Consider the following 16,096-nt stretch of genomic DNA (forward strand, 5'->3'; position numbering starts at 1 on the left):
TTTTGAGGCTGTTTCTTAATGTCATTGTCCGAAGAATAACCACCAAAATGACAGGTTATTTCCCCGGCAACTGAACATGACAGGCATCCGGCGATAGGATTCATTCAAAAACATATTAAGGAATAGAACTATTCCACCCCGGATACAGGCCGGTTGATCATTAATGGAAATACTTATTTTAAATTGCTGGTTAAACCGGGCTGTCAAAGCAGTGAACAGCAGGAACAGGCATGGTAATTGCTGCCAGGCAGACAGGTCACCAGTCAGATGCCCGCCCGTGCTGCCAGCAGTTATCTGGTTTATTCCTGGCGTTTTATTCCCCTGCGCCAGAATTGCGCCGGGGAATAATTAGCGCTCCGCATCATTCTTCAGAATACCTGGCGATGACCGGCAATGACATTGCTGTCCGGCAGCGTCGCCCACAAGGGCTGCAACCGCTGAAAGGCCTGGCGTAATGTGTGCTCATCTGCACTGAAAGGCATACGCAGGTAGCGGTCAAACGCCCCTGACAGGCCAAAACGTGTGCCGGTTCCCAGTAATATTCCGGCATCGCTGGCCCTCGACGCAAACCCGGTGGACTGCATACCTGGCAATTCAACCCAGAAAGAGAGCCCTCCTGCCGGAGTCAGTGTCTGCCATTCGGGGAAATACTCCTGCATCAGGCGCTGGCAGGTATCACGATGCTTTTTCAGCATGGCACGACGCTGCGGCAAAAACTGCTCACTGTTATCCAGCAACCATCCGGTCGCCAGTTGGCTTAGGAGCGGAGAACCTAAATCCAGAGAGTCGCGGATTTGTATCAACGAGGTGATCAGCGAAGACGAAGCCCGAATCCAGCCGATCCGCAACCCACCCCAGAAGCTTTTCGCCGCCGACCCCAGGCTTATCACCCTCTCACTGTCAGGAAAAGCGGCCACCGGCCGGGGAGGTGGCTGGTGATACCAAAGTTCGGCCAGTGTTTCATCAATGACCAGCGGTGTACGTGTTCTTGCCGCAATCGCCGTGACCTCAGCCCTGCTGGCTTCATCCATGCAATAACCGGTAGGATTATGGTAATCCGCAATCAGGTAAGCCAGCCGTGGGGAAGTCTGGGCAATGGTCGCTTTCAGTCCGGCAATATCCCAGCGCCCGGATAATAAAGGAACCCCCACTGCCTGGCAGGATGCACCACGAATGGTCGCCAGTGCCGACGGATAGGTCGGATGATCAACCAGTACCCTGTCACCCGGCCCTGCCAGCAACCGCAGTATCAGGGCCAGTCCGCTGACCGCACCATTCACCACCATGACCTGATCCGGCGTCGTAGGTAAACCACGCTGGCAATACCGCTGTGCAATAGATTCCCTCAGGGACAGCACGCCTTTCGGGTTATAACCGGAAGTTTGCAAATGGCCCGGTAATAGTTCCATGGCATGGCTGTAGGCCTGATGAATCTCCGGTCCCGCCACCGGAGACGCCGTTGACAGATCCAACTGAGTGCCGGAAAGCGCTATGCCGGACAAGGCCACACGGTTGGCAGGGATCACTACCTGACTGCCGCTTCCCTGGCGACTTTGCAGGAAGCCCTGATCCCGTAGCTGAGTGAGTGCACTGCTAACCGTGGTGCGGCTGATATTCAGACCAGAGGCCATTTCCCGTTCACCAGGCAACCGTGTTCCCTGAACCAGGCGTCCGTCCAGAATTAGCAGGCGCAATGCCGCAGCCAGTTGCTGCCATAAAGGAATCCGTGAAGGTGTCTGTTGCCAGTGCCCGAGCATCTGAATCAGTGACTGATGACCAAACCGTCTTGACGACATATGCGATCCACTTTTTATAAACTGGCTATTAATTAGTAATCCATTTCAGATAACAATCAGTCCACTGTCAACCGGAAATAATGAGAACCACGATGTTGAAGAGATTACTGCAACTCTACGTTGGCCTGACGCTGTACGGAATTTCCTGCGGGATGTACATGCACACCGGGCTGGGTGCCGACCCCTGGGATGTCTTTCATCTGGGCGTGGCGCAGACCCTCTCTGCGAATGTAGGAACCGTGATGATTGTGACCGGGGCCCTGGTACTGTTACTGTGGATCCCTCTGCGTCAGCGGCCCGGACTGGGTACTCTCAGCAATGTGGGTGTACTGGGATTGGCCGCGGCAGCCGCTCTGGCCGTCATGCCGCCGCTGACTTCTCTGACAGCCCGCTGGCTGATGCTGGCCGCCGCCATTGTTCTCAATGCCATTGCCACGGTGATGTACATATGTGCCGGATTTGGCCCCGGCCCGCGTGACGGCCTGATGACGGGCCTGCACCGCCGTACCGGCTGGTCACTGCGGTTGATCCGTACTTCTATCGAGGTCACCGTCTTACTGATTGGCTGGGCTCTTGGCGGTAACTTTGGGCCAGGCACAATGATTTATGCACTGGCTATCGGACCGATGATTCAGTTCTTTCTTCCCTGGTTCGGACAAGGCAGCCATCTGATATCACCGCAACCCACTCAGCAAGCCGCTATGGTGGTGTCTGATACAGAAAAGAGCCCGTAGTTGTGAGGCCTTGTCAGCCAATCCGGCGCATATTCCCGGCGAGTGACCAGCAACTCCTCAACGACTGCGGGCTGCCAGGTTAATTCAGCGGATGATAGTCGTCCAAAATCATGTAGTATGGACGGCTATCGTTTTGACCATAACGGGAAATCAATGAAAGAGACCGTCATCAGTTTTATTTCCAGTGCCGTTTTTTTTGCTGTGTTCTGGGGGCTGGCAATGTGGTTCTGGCAATGGAAAAAAGCACACGTCAAAATACCGCGGGCTGTCACAGTCTCCTTGATTTCAGGGTTGCTTTACGCCGTATTTCAGTTGCTGGTTAAGAATATGATGTAACAACTTCTTCGTGAAATTGCCCTGCCCGGACAGTTTACTTTGCCAGGCAGCGGCTCTGTTCACGGCGTTAGGCTGATGGCACTCGTCCCACTTTCGATCCGCAGCCAGGCCCGTAACATAGAATCGACCGGAACTCAGGTCCTGGCCTGAAGAATTTATCCTAAGGTTTTCAGAATAACTCCCCTGCTGATAAGTATCACTGTGTTCATCATCCGACAATCACCGGGCCCCGAAAACAGGCATAGGGTTGTCTGCGTTTACCATTCAGGAATAACCAAATACAGATTCAAATGCATCCCCGGAAGAAATCATAACTCAGTCAGAGTTTTTCATAATATTCATTTATTAATCGTATTATAAGAAAATAAATAAACAGGTGCAGATAAATATTCACGGACTGCCATTATTATTCACCGGCAGAACTATTCGCTAAGTGGCTTAAGTCAGTTTCCCCGGACGGATAAAATTAACCGGGATATTTTGTCGTTTTTTTTCACCCTGGATAAACAGATATTTCCTGCGAAGTGGCAGAAGTCATGCCGACAGGCTGCTGTACTTAACAATTAATTTACTTTCATTAGTTCGCATTATTATCACTGCCTGTATGACTGACTGGCGTTTCCGGGGCTGAGACCCGGAAACGAGTGACGACTGCAAGTCCCGCTCATCCGGGTGAAGGCTGGTAATTTTTTATGTCAGGAGCCACTGACCGCTAAACAAAGGCCGCGTAGAACATTCAAATTTATTTTACTGCGTGTTGAATTATTTTATCAGATTGCTCACAACCTGTTGGAAATATCAATAAATTTATATTATGGATATTCGCCATTTTTATCGCTATTATTATTCCGGTCATTAAAGGAGTAATTAAATGAATACGTTTACCCGTGATCTTATTGACTGGATTGAAAAAAATCTGGAAGGAAAACTCACTATCGATGATGTCTCGGCAAAAGCTGGTTACAGCAAATGGCATCTGCAACGTATGTTCAGGGATGATACCGGATTTCAGCTGGCCTCTTATATCCGTTACCGGAAACTCAATAAAGCGGCGTTGATTTTGAAAATGACCGATATGCCTGCGGTCGAAATCAGTGAGTTACTGGGATTCAGCTCACAACAGACATTCACACGGGCCTTTACCCGTCATTTCGGTAATGCACCGGGACAATATCGCAGCAGCCACGAATGGAATTTTCGCGGTATGGTCGCCAAAGCCCATCATTATCCTGATGCACTGCCACAGGCAGAAGTTGTCACCCGGGGGCCGGATGCTATCCGGGGAACCAGCCTCAGTTATTACTGTGACCACAATGAACTTGAAGATATTACTTACCATCATCTTCATCGCGAACGCATCGTCGGAGAGATCCTGGCGATGAGGAAAGGATCACTCCCTGGTTGCGTCGCCGAGCATTTTGAACCCGACCCGGAAAGCAGTAAGGTCCGGTTTACTTTGACATTTAATACGGCATCTCAGGACATCATCATCCGTCCATCTGCGTCAGGCCGGTTTTTACGCTTTAATTTTACCGGGACACAGCAACAGTTTGTGGATATGCAGGCCACCATTTATCAGCATGTGATGCCGTTTCGCCCGGAAGCGCGCCGTAACGGCCAGGATATTTTTATCTGTCAGCACAAATATCAGCCTGACCAGCCGTTACCAGAAACTTTCTCCGGCAATTATTATATTCCCGTCTCTCAGGCAGTGATGACAGAGCCAGACTGGCTGTTATAGCCAGTGATGGCCGGATGTCCGCTATCTGTATCGCTACATCGTTCGGACCGGGCGATGTTACTACTGACTCACTGACTTTCCCCGGAGTTTCAGAAAATGAAAAAACTGATCACCCTTCTGCTGCTGTCGTTCACCACAGCGACCTCTTTCTCCGCCGCAGCCCAGTGGCCACCGGAGACCGGAGCCAAAGTACCAGGTAATGCACTGGAATATCCCACCCGGCTGTCCCCGGTAAATCAGTCACTGGAGCAGATGCTGAACCAGGGCGGTGAGATTATTGCCTCTTCCCTGGCCTCAGATGGCCCGGTGGTCACCCTCAGGCTGAAAAAACATTATATTTTCTGCCTGCTAAAAGGCGCGGGTAGCGGTTCAGACCAGAATGTTGCGACGTCAAAGTGTTACGCCATGAACTAACGGTTTCCCTGGCAGTAAAATGAGCGTTACGAAGTATTGATTGATGTTTTCCAGTCTCAGCTGGTGAATATTCCCGGCTTTCAGACAGATACCGGTAACACACCCTCCGGAATTTTCTTCCCGCTCTGACCAACAACAAGGCTGCCTGATTAAGGGTTAACGTTGCGTAAACAGTGCCTGCCCTACACTGGCGGCACTGCCGTCAGGTCGGGGGCTGAAAAATACGCCTCTGGTAATGGATACCTGCTACTATGCCGCCACTCTGCCCGGGGTGTCACTGGGTTATGTGGGGCGGCGGCATATTCCCGCCGCTCTGAAAGCGTTAATCACGATTATTCACGAGGCCAATGATGAGCAGCATCACAATCCTTGAGGCTACAAAGCTCCGGCGCAGGCGGCTGCCGAGCTCCATGCCCACTGGAAGTTATAGCCTCCCAGCCAGCCGGTCACGTCCACCACTTCGCCGATAAAGTAGAGACCCGGCACATCGCGGGCTTCCATGGTGCGTGAAGAGAGCTTATCGGTATCGACTCCCCCAAGGGTAACTTCGGCCGTCCGGTAACCTTCGGTTCCGTTAGGCTGCACCGCCCAGCAGGTCAGCTGTTCCACCAGTTGCTGCTGCTGTTTGTGGTTCAACTGCTTTAACGTCAACTCCGGAACCATCTGCAACTGTTGCAGTGTTTCGGTCAAGCGTTTAGGCAATACTTTGGCCAGGCAGTTCTTCAGACTGAGATTAGGGTGAGCCGTGCGCTGGATATTGAGAAACTCTTCCAGGTCCATTTCCGGTAACAGGTTAATCATCAGCCGTTCACCTGGTTGCCAGTAGCTGGAAATCTGCAACATCGAAGGCCCGGACAATCCGCGGTGAGTAAACAGCATGGCTTCTTTAAACAGTGTGCCTTGTTGCGCAGTGACCGTCACCGGCAGAGCCACCCCGGAAAGCGTCTGTAGCTGTTCGAGTAACGGTTTGTGCAGCGTAAAAGGCACCAGTGCCGCACGGGTCGGAAATACCCGCAATCCAAACTGTTCAGCAATCTTATAACCCCAGGGGGTTGCCCCAAGGCCAGGCATCGACAGCCCCCCGGATGCAACAACAAGTTTGCGAGCACTTACTTCACAACCATTCACGTTTAGCCGGTATTCACCTTGATCGTCTCGTTCGGTGGTGAGGATTTCGCTGCGTAGTCGCAGGGTTACCTGGCCTTTCTGGCATTCCGCCAGCAACAAATCGACGATTTGCTGAGCAGAATCATCACAAAACAGTTGTCCGAGAGTTTTTTCATGCCAGGCAATACCGTGTTTACCCACCAGCTCAATAAAATCCCACTGTGTATAGCGAGCAAGTGCTGACTTACAGAAGTGAGGATTATGTGACAGGTAGGCAACAGGCTCGGTATACAGATTGGTGAAATTACAGCGCCCGCCTCCGGACATCAGGATTTTTCGGCCGGCTTTTTTGCCGTTATCCAGCACCAGGACTTTCAGACCTCGCTGCCCGGCCTGTGCCGCACAGAACAGCCCGGCAGCACCGGCACCCACCACAATAACGTCAAACTTTTCCATATCGCCCCCGCCCGAAAAACGGCTGATTGTAGAGATATGCGTTGCCGGACTCCAGACTGAAAATTTCTTAACACGCCTGGGCTTCGCATAACTTTATAATTTTTAAGTATTTTTAAAATTAAACTTTCATGAAGCTGTCACATTACTGCAAAAAAAAAGAGATTTTTCTTTCCTGAAAGGACTTATCTCGCCGATAATGCGCGGGGTTCATGTCCTCAAAAAATGGCGTAACGTTTATGCTGCATCTTTTTGCTGGTATCGATTTAAGTACTGGCCTACTACTGGTAGTTGCTCTGCTGTTTGTTTTGTTTTACGAAGCAATCAACGGATTTCATGATACCGCTAATGCTGTTGCCACGGTAATTTATACCCGTGCGATGCGCGCGCAACTGGCTGTTGCAATGGCGGGGATCTTTAACTTTTTGGGAGTTTTGTTAGGTGGTCTGAGCGTGGCTTACGCTATTGTTCATATGCTGCCGACCGATCTGCTGCTTAATGTAGGTTCTGCTCATGGTCTGGCCATGGTGTTCTCTATGTTACTGGCCGCAATCATCTGGAACCTGGGGACCTGGTACTTTGGTCTGCCTGCCTCCAGCTCCCACACTTTGATTGGAGCGATTATCGGCATTGCTGTCACCAATGCCCTGGTCACCGGCACTTCGCTGGTTGACGCCCTGAACATTCCGAAAGTCATCAATGTTTTTATGTCACTGATTCTGTCACCGCTGATTGGTATGGCGCTGGCAGGCGCATTAATATTTCTGCTACGCAAATACTGGAACGGAACACGTAAACGTTCACGGGTCCATATGACGCCAGCAGAGCGGGAAAAGATTGATGGCAAGAAAAAGCCGCCTTTCTGGACACGAATTGCGCTGATTGTTTCTGCCATTGGTGTCAGCTATTCCCACGGCGCCAATGACGGACAGAAAGGCATTGGCCTGATTATGCTGGTACTGATTGGTGTCGCCCCTGCCGGATTCGTGGTGAATATGAATTCTTCGGGATATGATATCACCCGGACCCGCGATGCGGTGGAACATCTGGAGCAGTATTACCAGCAGAACAGCCAGTCGCTGCAATCTATCATCGCTCCGACGGTCACCCCGGCGGCAATAGCCACTCCGATAGAAGAGTTCCACTGCAGTAATGAGCGTGCTCTGGAAGCCGTGACGCATGCTCAGAAAATGCTGACCAACCTTAGCAGTTACGACCAACTGAGTGTCGAAAATCGTTCTCAGATGCGCCGCCTGTTACTGTGTATTTCTGATACCGCTGATAAGATTGCCTCGCTGCCACAGACCAGCAGCCAGGATCGTAAATTCCTGGGCGATTTACGCCATGACTTACTCGGCACGGTTGAGTACGCCCCGGTGTGGATTATCTTTGCCGTAGCGCTGGCGCTGTCTGTCGGGACCATGGTCGGCTGGCGTCGTGTGGCTACCACGATTGGTGAGAAAATCGGTAAGAAAGGGATGACCTACGGTCAGGGGATGGCGGCTCAGGTCACTGCGGCGGCTTCTATCGGGATTGCCAGTTATACCGGTATGCCGGTATCTACCACCCATATCCTGTCATCTTCCGTCGCCGGAACTATGCTGGTCGATGGAGGCGGTTTACAGGGTAAGACTATCAAGAATATCGCGATGGCCTGGGTACTCACTCTGCCGGTTTCGATTCTGTTGTCTGCCGGGCTGTACTGGATTTCACTGCATCTGGTTTAGTGATTTCAGCAGCACCACTGAAAAAGGCTGTCCATATGGACAGCCTTTTTATTATCTGCCGACCTTATTATCCGCCGACGATTCCGCTCTGAGCGTAGTAGTCCCGGGCCGCATGCCTGCCCCATTAATCCCCTGTCGGGGATTAATGCCAAATCAACAATCCGACCAGGCTTATCACAATAATCGCGCACAGGCTGCTGGTCAGAATAAACTGCCCGCGCACCCGTTCGCAGCGACGAATAAACTCTTCATCATGGTGTTCAAGATAGCGCTTTGCATGGATATAACGCACCAGCCGCATCTGTTTCGCCGGCTGTCCGTGGGCCGTGAAAAAACCAGCACCATCCACCGACTGATAGAGCAGTGGGTCACAACCTCGCAGCACCACCAGCAAGGCCCGTAATGAAGAAAAGTAACGCAGCATATTAATCACACAGACAATACATAAACAGGTAAACAGTACCGTGGTATTAATCATCTTTCCCTCCACCATTCCCCTGACTGGCAGCCAGTATTACAGGTTTCTCAGGCCGTTTTATTGATTAGTGTAGGTAATATTTCACCCACCGGCACAATCATTTGTGATAACTCTCCTGAAAAAAAGGACTCTCCCTTTGACCTGACTCACACTTCCCGCTGCCGGTCTGACAGACAATGATTCTATACTCAGTTGTATAGCCCTATGGTAGGATAAATTCACAGCACACAGTAGAAAATCGCCATAGTGGTCAGCAACCTGTCTGTTGATTGTCCTGTATTAGTGACAATACTGCTGATCCTTACCTTTTTCGTATTTGAGGAGTCTGCCATGTCTTATAAACATATTCTGGTCGCTGTTGATCTGTCTCCGGAAAGCCAGCTACTGGTTGAAAAAGCCGTTTCTCTGGCACGTCCGTACAATGCCAAAGTGTCATTAATTCATGTAGACGTAAATTATTCTGATCTGTATACCGGACTGATTGATGTCAACCTGGGAGATATGCAGAAACGTATTTCTGAAGAAACTCAGACAGCACTCAGCGAATTATCTACCAATGCCGGATATCCTATGAGCCAGACATTAAGCGGAAGTGGTGATCTGGCGCAGGTACTGATTGATGCTATCAACAAATATCACGTCGACCTGGTCATTTGTGGGCATCACCAGGACTTCTGGAGCAAGCTGATGTCATCAGCACGCCAGTTAATCAATACCGTGCATATTGATATGCTGATTGTGCCAATGAAAGACGAAGAGTAACTCTCTGAAGTGCCAGGGCCCGGCGACTGCCGGCCCTGACTAAAAGAGTGCCGGACGCTGATGCAGTCCGACGAAATTACTCTTGCGCAGCCGATGCCCCTTCCGGGGCCAGCGAAGGGTAAATGTCAAACCGGTGGCTTTTGGTCACGACCGCCGAAGATGTCGGTACTCCATCCAGAGGTTCGGCATAATCCGGACGTTTGACGACTATCCGTTTCTTAGCCAGCAGACGTGCAGGCTGCAGCAGACTATCTGCATCTTCATCAGCCCCCACCAGTGACTGAAAAACCCGCATCTCTTTCTTCACCATGGCACTTTTTTGCCGGTGCGGATACATCGGGTCCAGATAAACCACATCCGGTCGCGGGGAAATTTCGCTCAGTGCCTGATGGCTGGTCGCGTGAATCAGTGTCAGCCGCTGTTGCAGCCAGGGGCCTATCTCAGCATCCCGGTAGCCTCGCTGCAGACCATCATCCAGCAATGCTGCCACGACCGGATGGCGTTCCAGCATACGCACCCGACAGCCGCTGGACGCCAGTACAAACGCGTCACGCCCCAGACCGGCAGTGGCATCCACCACATCCGGTAAATAGCTGCCTTTTATCCCGACCGCTTTAGCCACCGCTTCGCCACGGCCTCCGCCAAACTTACGCCGGTGAGCCATTGCTCCCGAGACAAAATCGACATAGATCCCCCCAAGCTTTGGCTCATCGAGCTTACGAAGCTCCAGATGGGTCGGGGTCATCACCAGCGCCATGAGCGCCTGTGGGTCATGCGTCAACTGCCAGCGTTCGGCTAAAACAGATAAGGCGCCGTCTCCGGCGCCTGTTTCATCTATCAGACAAATCTTCACCCGTAATTTATCCCTGGATACCGTAATGCTCCAGCATCGCATCCAGTTGTGGTTCACGACCACGGAAACGGCTGAACAGTACCATAGGTTCCTCAGAACCACCGCGGCTCAGGATATTGTCGAGGAATGACTGACCGGTTTCGCGGTTAAAAATACCTTCCTCTTCAAAACGTGAGTAGGCATCTGCCGCTAACACGTCTGCCCACAGATAGCTGTAGTAACCCGCCGCGTACCCCCCGGCAAACACATGGCTGAAGGCATGTGGGAAGCGGCCCCATGAGGGTGACGGTACGACGGACACCTGTTTTTTCACTTCCTGCAGGGTTTCCAGCAGACGGGCACCTTTCGCCGGGTCATATTCAGCGTGCAGGCGGAAATCAAACAGGCCGAATTCCAGCTGACGCAGGATAAACATCGCGGCGTTGTAATTTTTCGCCGCCAGCATTTTCTCCAGCAATTCCTGAGGTAACGGCTCTCCGGTTTCATAGTGCCCGGAGATAAATGCCAGTGCTTCCGGCTCCCAGCACCAGTTTTCCATAAACTGGCTTGGCAGCTCGACAGCATCCCATGGCACACCACTGATCCCGGACACGCCTGCAGTTTCGATTTCGGTCAGCATATGGTGCAGACCATGCCCGAACTCGTGGAACAAAGTAATCACTTCATCATGAGTAAACAATGCCGGTTTGCCATTCAGCGGCCGGTTAAAGTTACAGGTCAGATAGGCGACCGGTTTTTGCAGTGAACCGTCGGCTTTACGCATCCGTCCGACACAGTCGTCCATCCATGCACCACCACGTTTATGCTCACGTGCATACAGATCCAGATAGAAACTGCCGCGCAGATCTCCGGTTTCATCATACAGTTCAAAGAAACGCACATCCGGATGCCAGACATCAACATCCTTACGCTCTTTAGCAGTGATCCCGTAAATACGTTTTACCACTTCAAACAGACCACTGACCGCTTTATTTTCCGGGAAGTAAGGACGCAACTGCTCATCGCTGATGGTATATAAATACTGTTTTTGCTTCTCGGCGTAGAAGGTAATATCCCACGGTTCCAGCGTATCGACGTTATAGTGAGTTTTGGCAAACTCACGCAGCTGAACCAGCTCTTTCTCACCCTGTGGCCGGGCACGTTTTGCCAGGTCTGTCAGGAAATCCAGAACGTGCTGTGGCGATTTTGCCATTTTAGTCGCCAGAGATTTTTCAGCGAAAGAGCCAAAGCCTAACAGTTGAGCAAACTCGTGACGCAGTGCCAGTTCTTCTTCGATCAACGGGCCGTTATCCCATTTACCGGCATTCGGCCCCTGGTCTGACGCACGGGTGCTATATGCACGGTACATCTCTTCACGTAATGCCTGGTTTTCACAGTAAGTCATCACCGGCAGGTAGCTGGGAATATCCAGCGTCAACAACCAGCCTTGTTGTTCTTTCGCTTCAGCCTGCGCTTTGGCGGCAGCCAGTGCGCTCTCTGGCATACCAGCCAGTCCGCTTTCATCAGTAATCAGCTTGCTCCAGCCCATGGTCGCGTCCAGCACATTGTTGCTGTAGGCCGCGCCGATTTCTGACAGCCGCGCGGCAATCTCTCCATAGCGTTGCTGTTTGTCTTTAGGTAAGCCAATACCAGATAATTCAAAATCACGCAGTGCGTTATCTACCGCTTTTTTCTGTGCGGTATTCAGAGATGCGTAACTGTCACCCTGTTTCAGGCTGACATATGCCTGGTACAAGCCTTCATGCTGCCCGACCCAGGTGCCGTATTCTGATAACAATGGCAGTACCTGCTCGTACGCTTCACGCAGTTCAGGGCTGTTTTTAACCGAGTTAAGATGGCTGACCGGTGAAAACAGCCGTCCCAGCCGGTCATCGGTTTCAGCCAGCGGCTCGCATAAGGTGTTCCAGGTGTAAGGACCGCCCTGTGCGACGACTTTTTCGACGGTTGCACGACAGTCCTGCAGTGCCTGAGTGACCGCCGGAACAACATGTTCAGGCTTAATCAACGAAAATGGTGGCAGTGTGAACGAAGTCAGTAACGGGTTAGTCATAGCTCAATCCTGTTGATGTTAGAGGCGCTCTGCATGCGCAATATGATCAGGATGGGGTCAGAACATCAGAAAATCAATCACCCCTATCCGTCAGGAAGAGGGAAACTGGTCACACGGCTCCAGGTTAGCCAGTCAACCGGCAGGAAAACGCCCCCGACAGCAGCAGGATAAATCGCGGCCTTTACTACTGCCCGCCAGCCAATACTGCTATACTCGGCCCCCCGGCGAAGCCATACTGCCGGACAGGCTGGAATTTGTCTCTGCCGTGAGGATGTGACGATAGCCGGGTTTACACCTCACAGAACAAAAGATCTTACAAAGGTTAACAAGATGCTGAGCTATCGTCATAGTTTCCACGCAGGTAATCATGCGGATGTCCTGAAACACACCGTTCAGAGCCTGATTATTCAGTCATTACAGGAAAAAGATAAACCGTTCCTTTATCTGGATACTCATGCCGGGGCTGGCCGCTATTTGTTGGGCAGTGAACATGCTGAACGTACCGGCGAATACCTGGAAGGAATTGCCAGAATCTGGCAGCACCCGGAAGCCCCGCAACAGTTGCAGCCATATCTGTCGGCAGTCAATGCCCTGAACCGCTCTGGTAAACTGAAGTATTACCCTGGTTCACCGCTGATTGCCCGCCATCTGCTGCGCCCACAGGACTCACTGCAACTGACAGAACTGCATCCGTCGGATTTTCCACTGCTGCGTAATGAGTTTCTGAAAGATGACCGGGCACAACTGTCGCGTTCCGACGGTTATCAGCAACTGAAAGCGAAACTCCCCCCTGCTTCACGGCGTGGGCTGATACTGATTGATCCGCCTTACGAGATAAAAACCGATTATCAGGCCGTGGTAGCCGGAATTCAGGAAGGTTACAAACGCTTTGCCACCGGCATCTATGCGCTGTGGTATCCGGTGGTATTACGCCAGCAAATCAAACGTATGATTAATGAATTGCAGGCCACCGGTATCAAACGCATTCTGCAAATTGAACTGGCGGTGCGCCCGGACAGTGATCAGCGCGGAATGACGGCGTCAGGGATGATTGTGATTAACCCACCGTGGAAACTGGCCTCAGAGATGGAAGCTGTGCTGCCGTGGCTGCACCAGCAGCTGGTGCCTGCCGGTACCGGCCATACTCTGGTGGATTGGATAGTCCCGGAATAACCGGCTCAGATTTCAAATACCGAAAAATCGTTAGCCAGTTCGGTCGCGGAAAAAACTGACTGGCATTCGGCCAGCAACCGCGGCAGATCCTCTGCGCCGTAGCGTGAACTGAAATGCGTGGCAATCAGCCGCTTAGCCCCGGCATCTCTGGCTGCCTGTGCCGCCTGAATGGTCGTCGAGTGCCCGCGACCATTCGCTTTCTCTGCCATCGCAGCTTCCAGCGTCGTTTCATGTACCATCACATCAACATTCGCCGCCAGACTCAGACTTTCACTGCAGGGTGCCGTATCGCCGAAAATAGCTACCGATTTTCCTTTTACCGGCGGCCCAAGATAGTCTCTGCCTTCCACCTGACGCCCGTCCGGTAAGGTGATAGTTTTTCCCTGTTTCAGTTGCTGAAACCACGGACCGGTGGGTATTCCGTCCGCTTTCAGCCTCGGGGCATCCAGCAATCCTGGTTTGTCGTATTGTTCAATACGATAACCAAAACAAGGCACCACGTGATTCAACGGGTAAGCCGTGACCCGGTAGTCACCGTTGTCCACAATCATCCCGGCTTCAATTTCGATAATCTCCAGCGGGAAACTAACCCATGAGCTGCTGAGCGACAGTGCGTTATCGACAAATGCCCGAATTCCGGGCGGACCGTAAATAGTCAGTGGCTGGCTGATACTGCCCATAGAGCGGCTGGTCAGCAAACCTGGCAGGCCGAAGATATGGTCACCATGTAGATGAGTAATAAAGATTTTTTCCAGTTTGCCCGGCTTAAGCGCACTGCGCATATACTGGTGCTGGGTGGCTTCCCCGCAGTCAAACAGCCAGTCTCCAGCCGCCGGTAACGTCAGGGCAATTGCCGTGACATTGCGTTGCAGGCTGGGAGTCCCAGCACAAGTGCCCAGAAAGGTAAGGTGCATGATATGCTTCCGCAAGTTCAGTCAGACCAGTTCGCATCCTATCACAACTATAGGTGCAAACTTTGCGGCATTTGCCTGAGTCGCGTTACACTGGATAACATAGATGACAGTACAGCAGATACAGCCTCACCCACCCGGTGACTGGCCGGCTTCCCGGCACCATGCTCTGCTTAACCCGAAACGGACGGACTTTTTCAATGACTAAACATTATGACTATCTTGCTATTGGCGGCGGCAGTGGCGGAATTGCCTCAATTAACCGTGCAGCAATGTATGGGAAAAAATGCGCCCTGATTGAAGCCAAAGAGCTGGGCGGTACCTGTGTCAACGTTGGCTGTGTGCCGAAAAAAGTCATGTGGCACGCGGCACAAATCTCCGAAGCCATTCGGCTGTATGGCCCTGACTATGGTTTTGATACCACCATTAATCGTTTTGACTGGGCGACGCTGGTAAAAAGCCGCAGTGCCTATATCGACCGTATCCACACCTCTTATGACAATGTGCTGGGGAAAAACAAGGTCGATGTGATTAAAGGTTTTGCTAAGTTTGTCGATGCGCATACTGTTGAAGTCAACGGCGAGCAGATCACTGCTGACCATATTCTGATCGCTACCGGCGGACGTCCGAGCCACCCCGATATCCCGGGCGCTGAGCTGGGAATTGATTCAGACGGTTTCTTTGAACTGGAGGCTCTGCCGAAACGCGTCGCCGTAGTCGGTGCCGGCTATATCGCGGTAGAGATTGCCGGTGTGGTAAACGGACTGGGTGCCGAAACTCACCTGTTCGTCCGTAAACAGTCTCCGCTGCGCCAGTTTGATCCCATGCTGTCTGAAACGCTGGTAGAAGTGATGAATGCCGAAGGCCCGTCACTGCACACTCACGCAGTGCCGCAGAAAGTGGAGAAGAATACCGATGGCAGCCTGACCCTGAGCCTGGAAAACGGCGATAAATATACCGTCGACTGCCTGGTGTGGGCGATTGGTCGTGAGCCGGCCACCGATAATCTGAACCTGCAAGCCAGTGGTGTTGCACTAAATGAGCAGGGTTACATCGTAGTGGATAAATTCCAGAATACTAATGTCGCGGGTGTGTATGCGGTAGGCGATAACACCGGAGCCGTAGAGCTCACGCCGGTCGCTGTCGCTGCAGGACGTCGTCTGTCAGAGCGTTTATTTAATAACAAACCGGATGAGCATCTGGATTACAGTAATATCCCGACAGTAGTGTTTAGTCACCCACCAATCGGTACAGTGGGTCTGTCTGAACCTGAAGCCCGGCAGCAGTATGGAGATGATGCTGTTAAAGTCTACAAATCATCATTTACTGCCATGTACACCGCAGTCACCAGCCACCGTCAGCCTTGCCGCATGAAACTGGTCTGCGTAGGGCCGGAAGAAAAAATTGTCGGTATCCACGGTATCGGTTTTGGTGTGGATGAGATGTTGCAGGGTTTTGCGGTTGCACTGAAAATGGGTGCCACCAAAAAAGACTTCGACAATACCGTCGCTATCCACCCGACAGGCGCCGAAGAGTTTGTGACTATGCGCTAAGCGCCGCA

General features: G+C 51.9%; 15 protein-coding genes. 9 read left to right on the forward strand and 6 right to left on the reverse strand.

Annotated elements, in window-relative coordinates:
- Positions 1–368 precede the first annotated feature (368 nt).
- Positions 369–1,796 carry a PLP-dependent aminotransferase family protein gene (locus tag B3Z23_RS02800; protein WP_294901314.1) on the reverse strand — a complete coding sequence of 476 codons (1,428 nt, stop codon included), beginning with the start codon at positions 1,794–1,796 and terminating at the stop codon, positions 369–371.
- Positions 1,797–1,888: 92 nt separating this feature from the next.
- On the opposite strand from B3Z23_RS02800, the gene B3Z23_RS02805 reads away from it, so the two are divergent.
- From B3Z23_RS02805 to B3Z23_RS02825, 5 genes are all read left to right on the forward strand, one after another.
- Positions 1,889–2,530: a YczE/YyaS/YitT family protein gene (locus B3Z23_RS02805; protein WP_294901317.1), complete on the forward strand. Its 642-nt coding sequence runs from the start codon at positions 1,889–1,891 to the stop codon at positions 2,528–2,530.
- Between the two features lie 153 nt (positions 2,531–2,683).
- Positions 2,684–2,866, forward strand: coding sequence for a DUF6404 family protein (locus tag B3Z23_RS02810; RefSeq protein WP_294901319.1), 183 nt, complete (start codon positions 2,684–2,686; stop codon positions 2,864–2,866).
- An 871-nt stretch (positions 2,867–3,737) separates the two neighbouring features.
- The gene (locus tag B3Z23_RS02815) at positions 3,738–4,607 is read left to right on the forward strand and encodes a helix-turn-helix domain-containing protein (protein ID WP_294901322.1); all 870 of its coding nucleotides are present in this window, start codon (positions 3,738–3,740) and stop codon (positions 4,605–4,607) included.
- Between the two features lie 96 nt (positions 4,608–4,703).
- Positions 4,704–5,021: a hypothetical protein gene (locus B3Z23_RS02820; protein ID WP_294901324.1), complete on the forward strand. Its 318-nt coding sequence runs from the start codon at positions 4,704–4,706 to the stop codon at positions 5,019–5,021.
- 235 nt (positions 5,022–5,256) lie between these two features.
- Positions 5,257–5,394 carry a hypothetical protein gene (locus B3Z23_RS02825; RefSeq protein ID WP_294901328.1) on the forward strand — a complete coding sequence of 46 codons (138 nt, stop codon included), beginning with the start codon at positions 5,257–5,259 and terminating at the stop codon, positions 5,392–5,394.
- 2 nt (positions 5,395–5,396) lie between these two features.
- Here the strand turns inward: B3Z23_RS02825 and B3Z23_RS02830 are convergent, their stop codons facing one another.
- Positions 5,397–6,584 (reverse strand): NAD(P)/FAD-dependent oxidoreductase, encoded by a 1,188-nt coding sequence (locus B3Z23_RS02830; protein ID WP_294901330.1) that lies wholly within the window; start codon positions 6,582–6,584, stop codon positions 5,397–5,399.
- Between the two features lie 236 nt (positions 6,585–6,820).
- On the opposite strand from B3Z23_RS02830, the gene pitA reads away from it, so the two are divergent.
- Positions 6,821–8,308: an inorganic phosphate transporter PitA gene (gene pitA / locus B3Z23_RS02835; protein WP_294901438.1), complete on the forward strand. Its 1,488-nt coding sequence runs from the start codon at positions 6,821–6,823 to the stop codon at positions 8,306–8,308.
- Between the two features lie 142 nt (positions 8,309–8,450).
- Here pitA and uspB read toward each other — a convergent pair whose 3' ends face one another.
- On the reverse strand, positions 8,451–8,786 hold the full coding sequence (gene uspB / locus B3Z23_RS02840; RefSeq protein ID WP_038015825.1) for a universal stress protein UspB: 336 nt from the start codon (positions 8,784–8,786) through the stop codon (positions 8,451–8,453).
- A gap of 330 nt (positions 8,787–9,116) precedes the next feature.
- Between uspB and uspA the strand changes: the two genes are divergently transcribed.
- Positions 9,117–9,548: a universal stress protein UspA gene (gene uspA / locus B3Z23_RS02845; protein WP_038015627.1), complete on the forward strand. Its 432-nt coding sequence runs from the start codon at positions 9,117–9,119 to the stop codon at positions 9,546–9,548.
- Between the two features lie 76 nt (positions 9,549–9,624).
- Here uspA and rsmJ read toward each other — a convergent pair whose 3' ends face one another.
- Both rsmJ and prlC read right to left on the reverse strand, forming a co-directional pair.
- Entirely contained in the window at positions 9,625–10,401 is a 777-nt protein-coding gene (rsmJ, locus tag B3Z23_RS02850) for a 16S rRNA (guanine(1516)-N(2))-methyltransferase RsmJ (protein ID WP_294901336.1), read from the reverse strand.
- Between the two features lie 7 nt (positions 10,402–10,408).
- Positions 10,409–12,451, reverse strand: a complete 2,043-nt coding sequence (prlC, locus tag B3Z23_RS02855) for an oligopeptidase A (protein ID WP_294901339.1) — start codon at positions 12,449–12,451, stop codon at positions 10,409–10,411.
- Positions 12,452–12,781: 330 nt separating this feature from the next.
- Between prlC and B3Z23_RS02860 the strand changes: the two genes are divergently transcribed.
- On the forward strand, positions 12,782–13,624 hold the full coding sequence (locus B3Z23_RS02860; RefSeq protein WP_294901341.1) for a 23S rRNA (adenine(2030)-N(6))-methyltransferase RlmJ: 843 nt from the start codon (positions 12,782–12,784) through the stop codon (positions 13,622–13,624).
- A gap of 5 nt (positions 13,625–13,629) precedes the next feature.
- Here B3Z23_RS02860 and rnz read toward each other — a convergent pair whose 3' ends face one another.
- On the reverse strand, positions 13,630–14,538 hold the full coding sequence (gene rnz, locus B3Z23_RS02865; protein ID WP_294901344.1) for a ribonuclease Z: 909 nt from the start codon (positions 14,536–14,538) through the stop codon (positions 13,630–13,632).
- Between the two features lie 197 nt (positions 14,539–14,735).
- Here rnz and gorA point away from each other — a divergent pair, with 197 nt between their 5' ends.
- Complete coding sequence (gorA, locus tag B3Z23_RS02870; RefSeq protein ID WP_294901347.1) at positions 14,736–16,088, forward strand: glutathione-disulfide reductase; 1,353 nt, start codon at positions 14,736–14,738, stop codon at positions 16,086–16,088.
- Positions 16,089–16,096: the final 8 nt, after the last annotated feature.

The organism is Tatumella sp. UBA2305 (assembly GCF_002345795.1).
Lineage (GTDB): Bacteria > Pseudomonadota > Gammaproteobacteria > Enterobacterales > Enterobacteriaceae > Tatumella > Tatumella morbirosei.

Coding starts and splice junctions, on each gene's coding strand:
- rnz (WP_294901344.1), bottom strand. CDS start 14,538: ATGCACCTTACCTTTCTGGGCACTTGTGCTGGGACTCCCAGCCTGCAA.
- B3Z23_RS02825 (WP_294901328.1), top strand. CDS start 5,257: ATGGATACCTGCTACTATGCCGCCACTCTGCCCGGGGTGTCACTGGGT.
- B3Z23_RS02815 (WP_294901322.1), top strand. CDS start 3,738: ATGAATACGTTTACCCGTGATCTTATTGACTGGATTGAAAAAAATCTG.
- uspB (WP_038015825.1), bottom strand. CDS start 8,786: ATGATTAATACCACGGTACTGTTTACCTGTTTATGTATTGTCTGTGTG.
- B3Z23_RS02810 (WP_294901319.1), top strand. CDS start 2,684: ATGAAAGAGACCGTCATCAGTTTTATTTCCAGTGCCGTTTTTTTTGCT.
- B3Z23_RS02860 (WP_294901341.1), top strand. CDS start 12,782: ATGCTGAGCTATCGTCATAGTTTCCACGCAGGTAATCATGCGGATGTC.
- B3Z23_RS02830 (WP_294901330.1), bottom strand. CDS start 6,584: ATGGAAAAGTTTGACGTTATTGTGGTGGGTGCCGGTGCTGCCGGGCTG.
- B3Z23_RS02805 (WP_294901317.1), top strand. CDS start 1,889: ATGTTGAAGAGATTACTGCAACTCTACGTTGGCCTGACGCTGTACGGA.
- B3Z23_RS02820 (WP_294901324.1), top strand. CDS start 4,704: ATGAAAAAACTGATCACCCTTCTGCTGCTGTCGTTCACCACAGCGACC.
- B3Z23_RS02800 (WP_294901314.1), bottom strand. CDS start 1,796: ATGTCGTCAAGACGGTTTGGTCATCAGTCACTGATTCAGATGCTCGGG.
- pitA (WP_294901438.1), top strand. CDS start 6,821: ATGCTGCATCTTTTTGCTGGTATCGATTTAAGTACTGGCCTACTACTG.
- gorA (WP_294901347.1), top strand. CDS start 14,736: ATGACTAAACATTATGACTATCTTGCTATTGGCGGCGGCAGTGGCGGA.
- prlC (WP_294901339.1), bottom strand. CDS start 12,451: ATGACTAACCCGTTACTGACTTCGTTCACACTGCCACCATTTTCGTTG.
- uspA (WP_038015627.1), top strand. CDS start 9,117: ATGTCTTATAAACATATTCTGGTCGCTGTTGATCTGTCTCCGGAAAGC.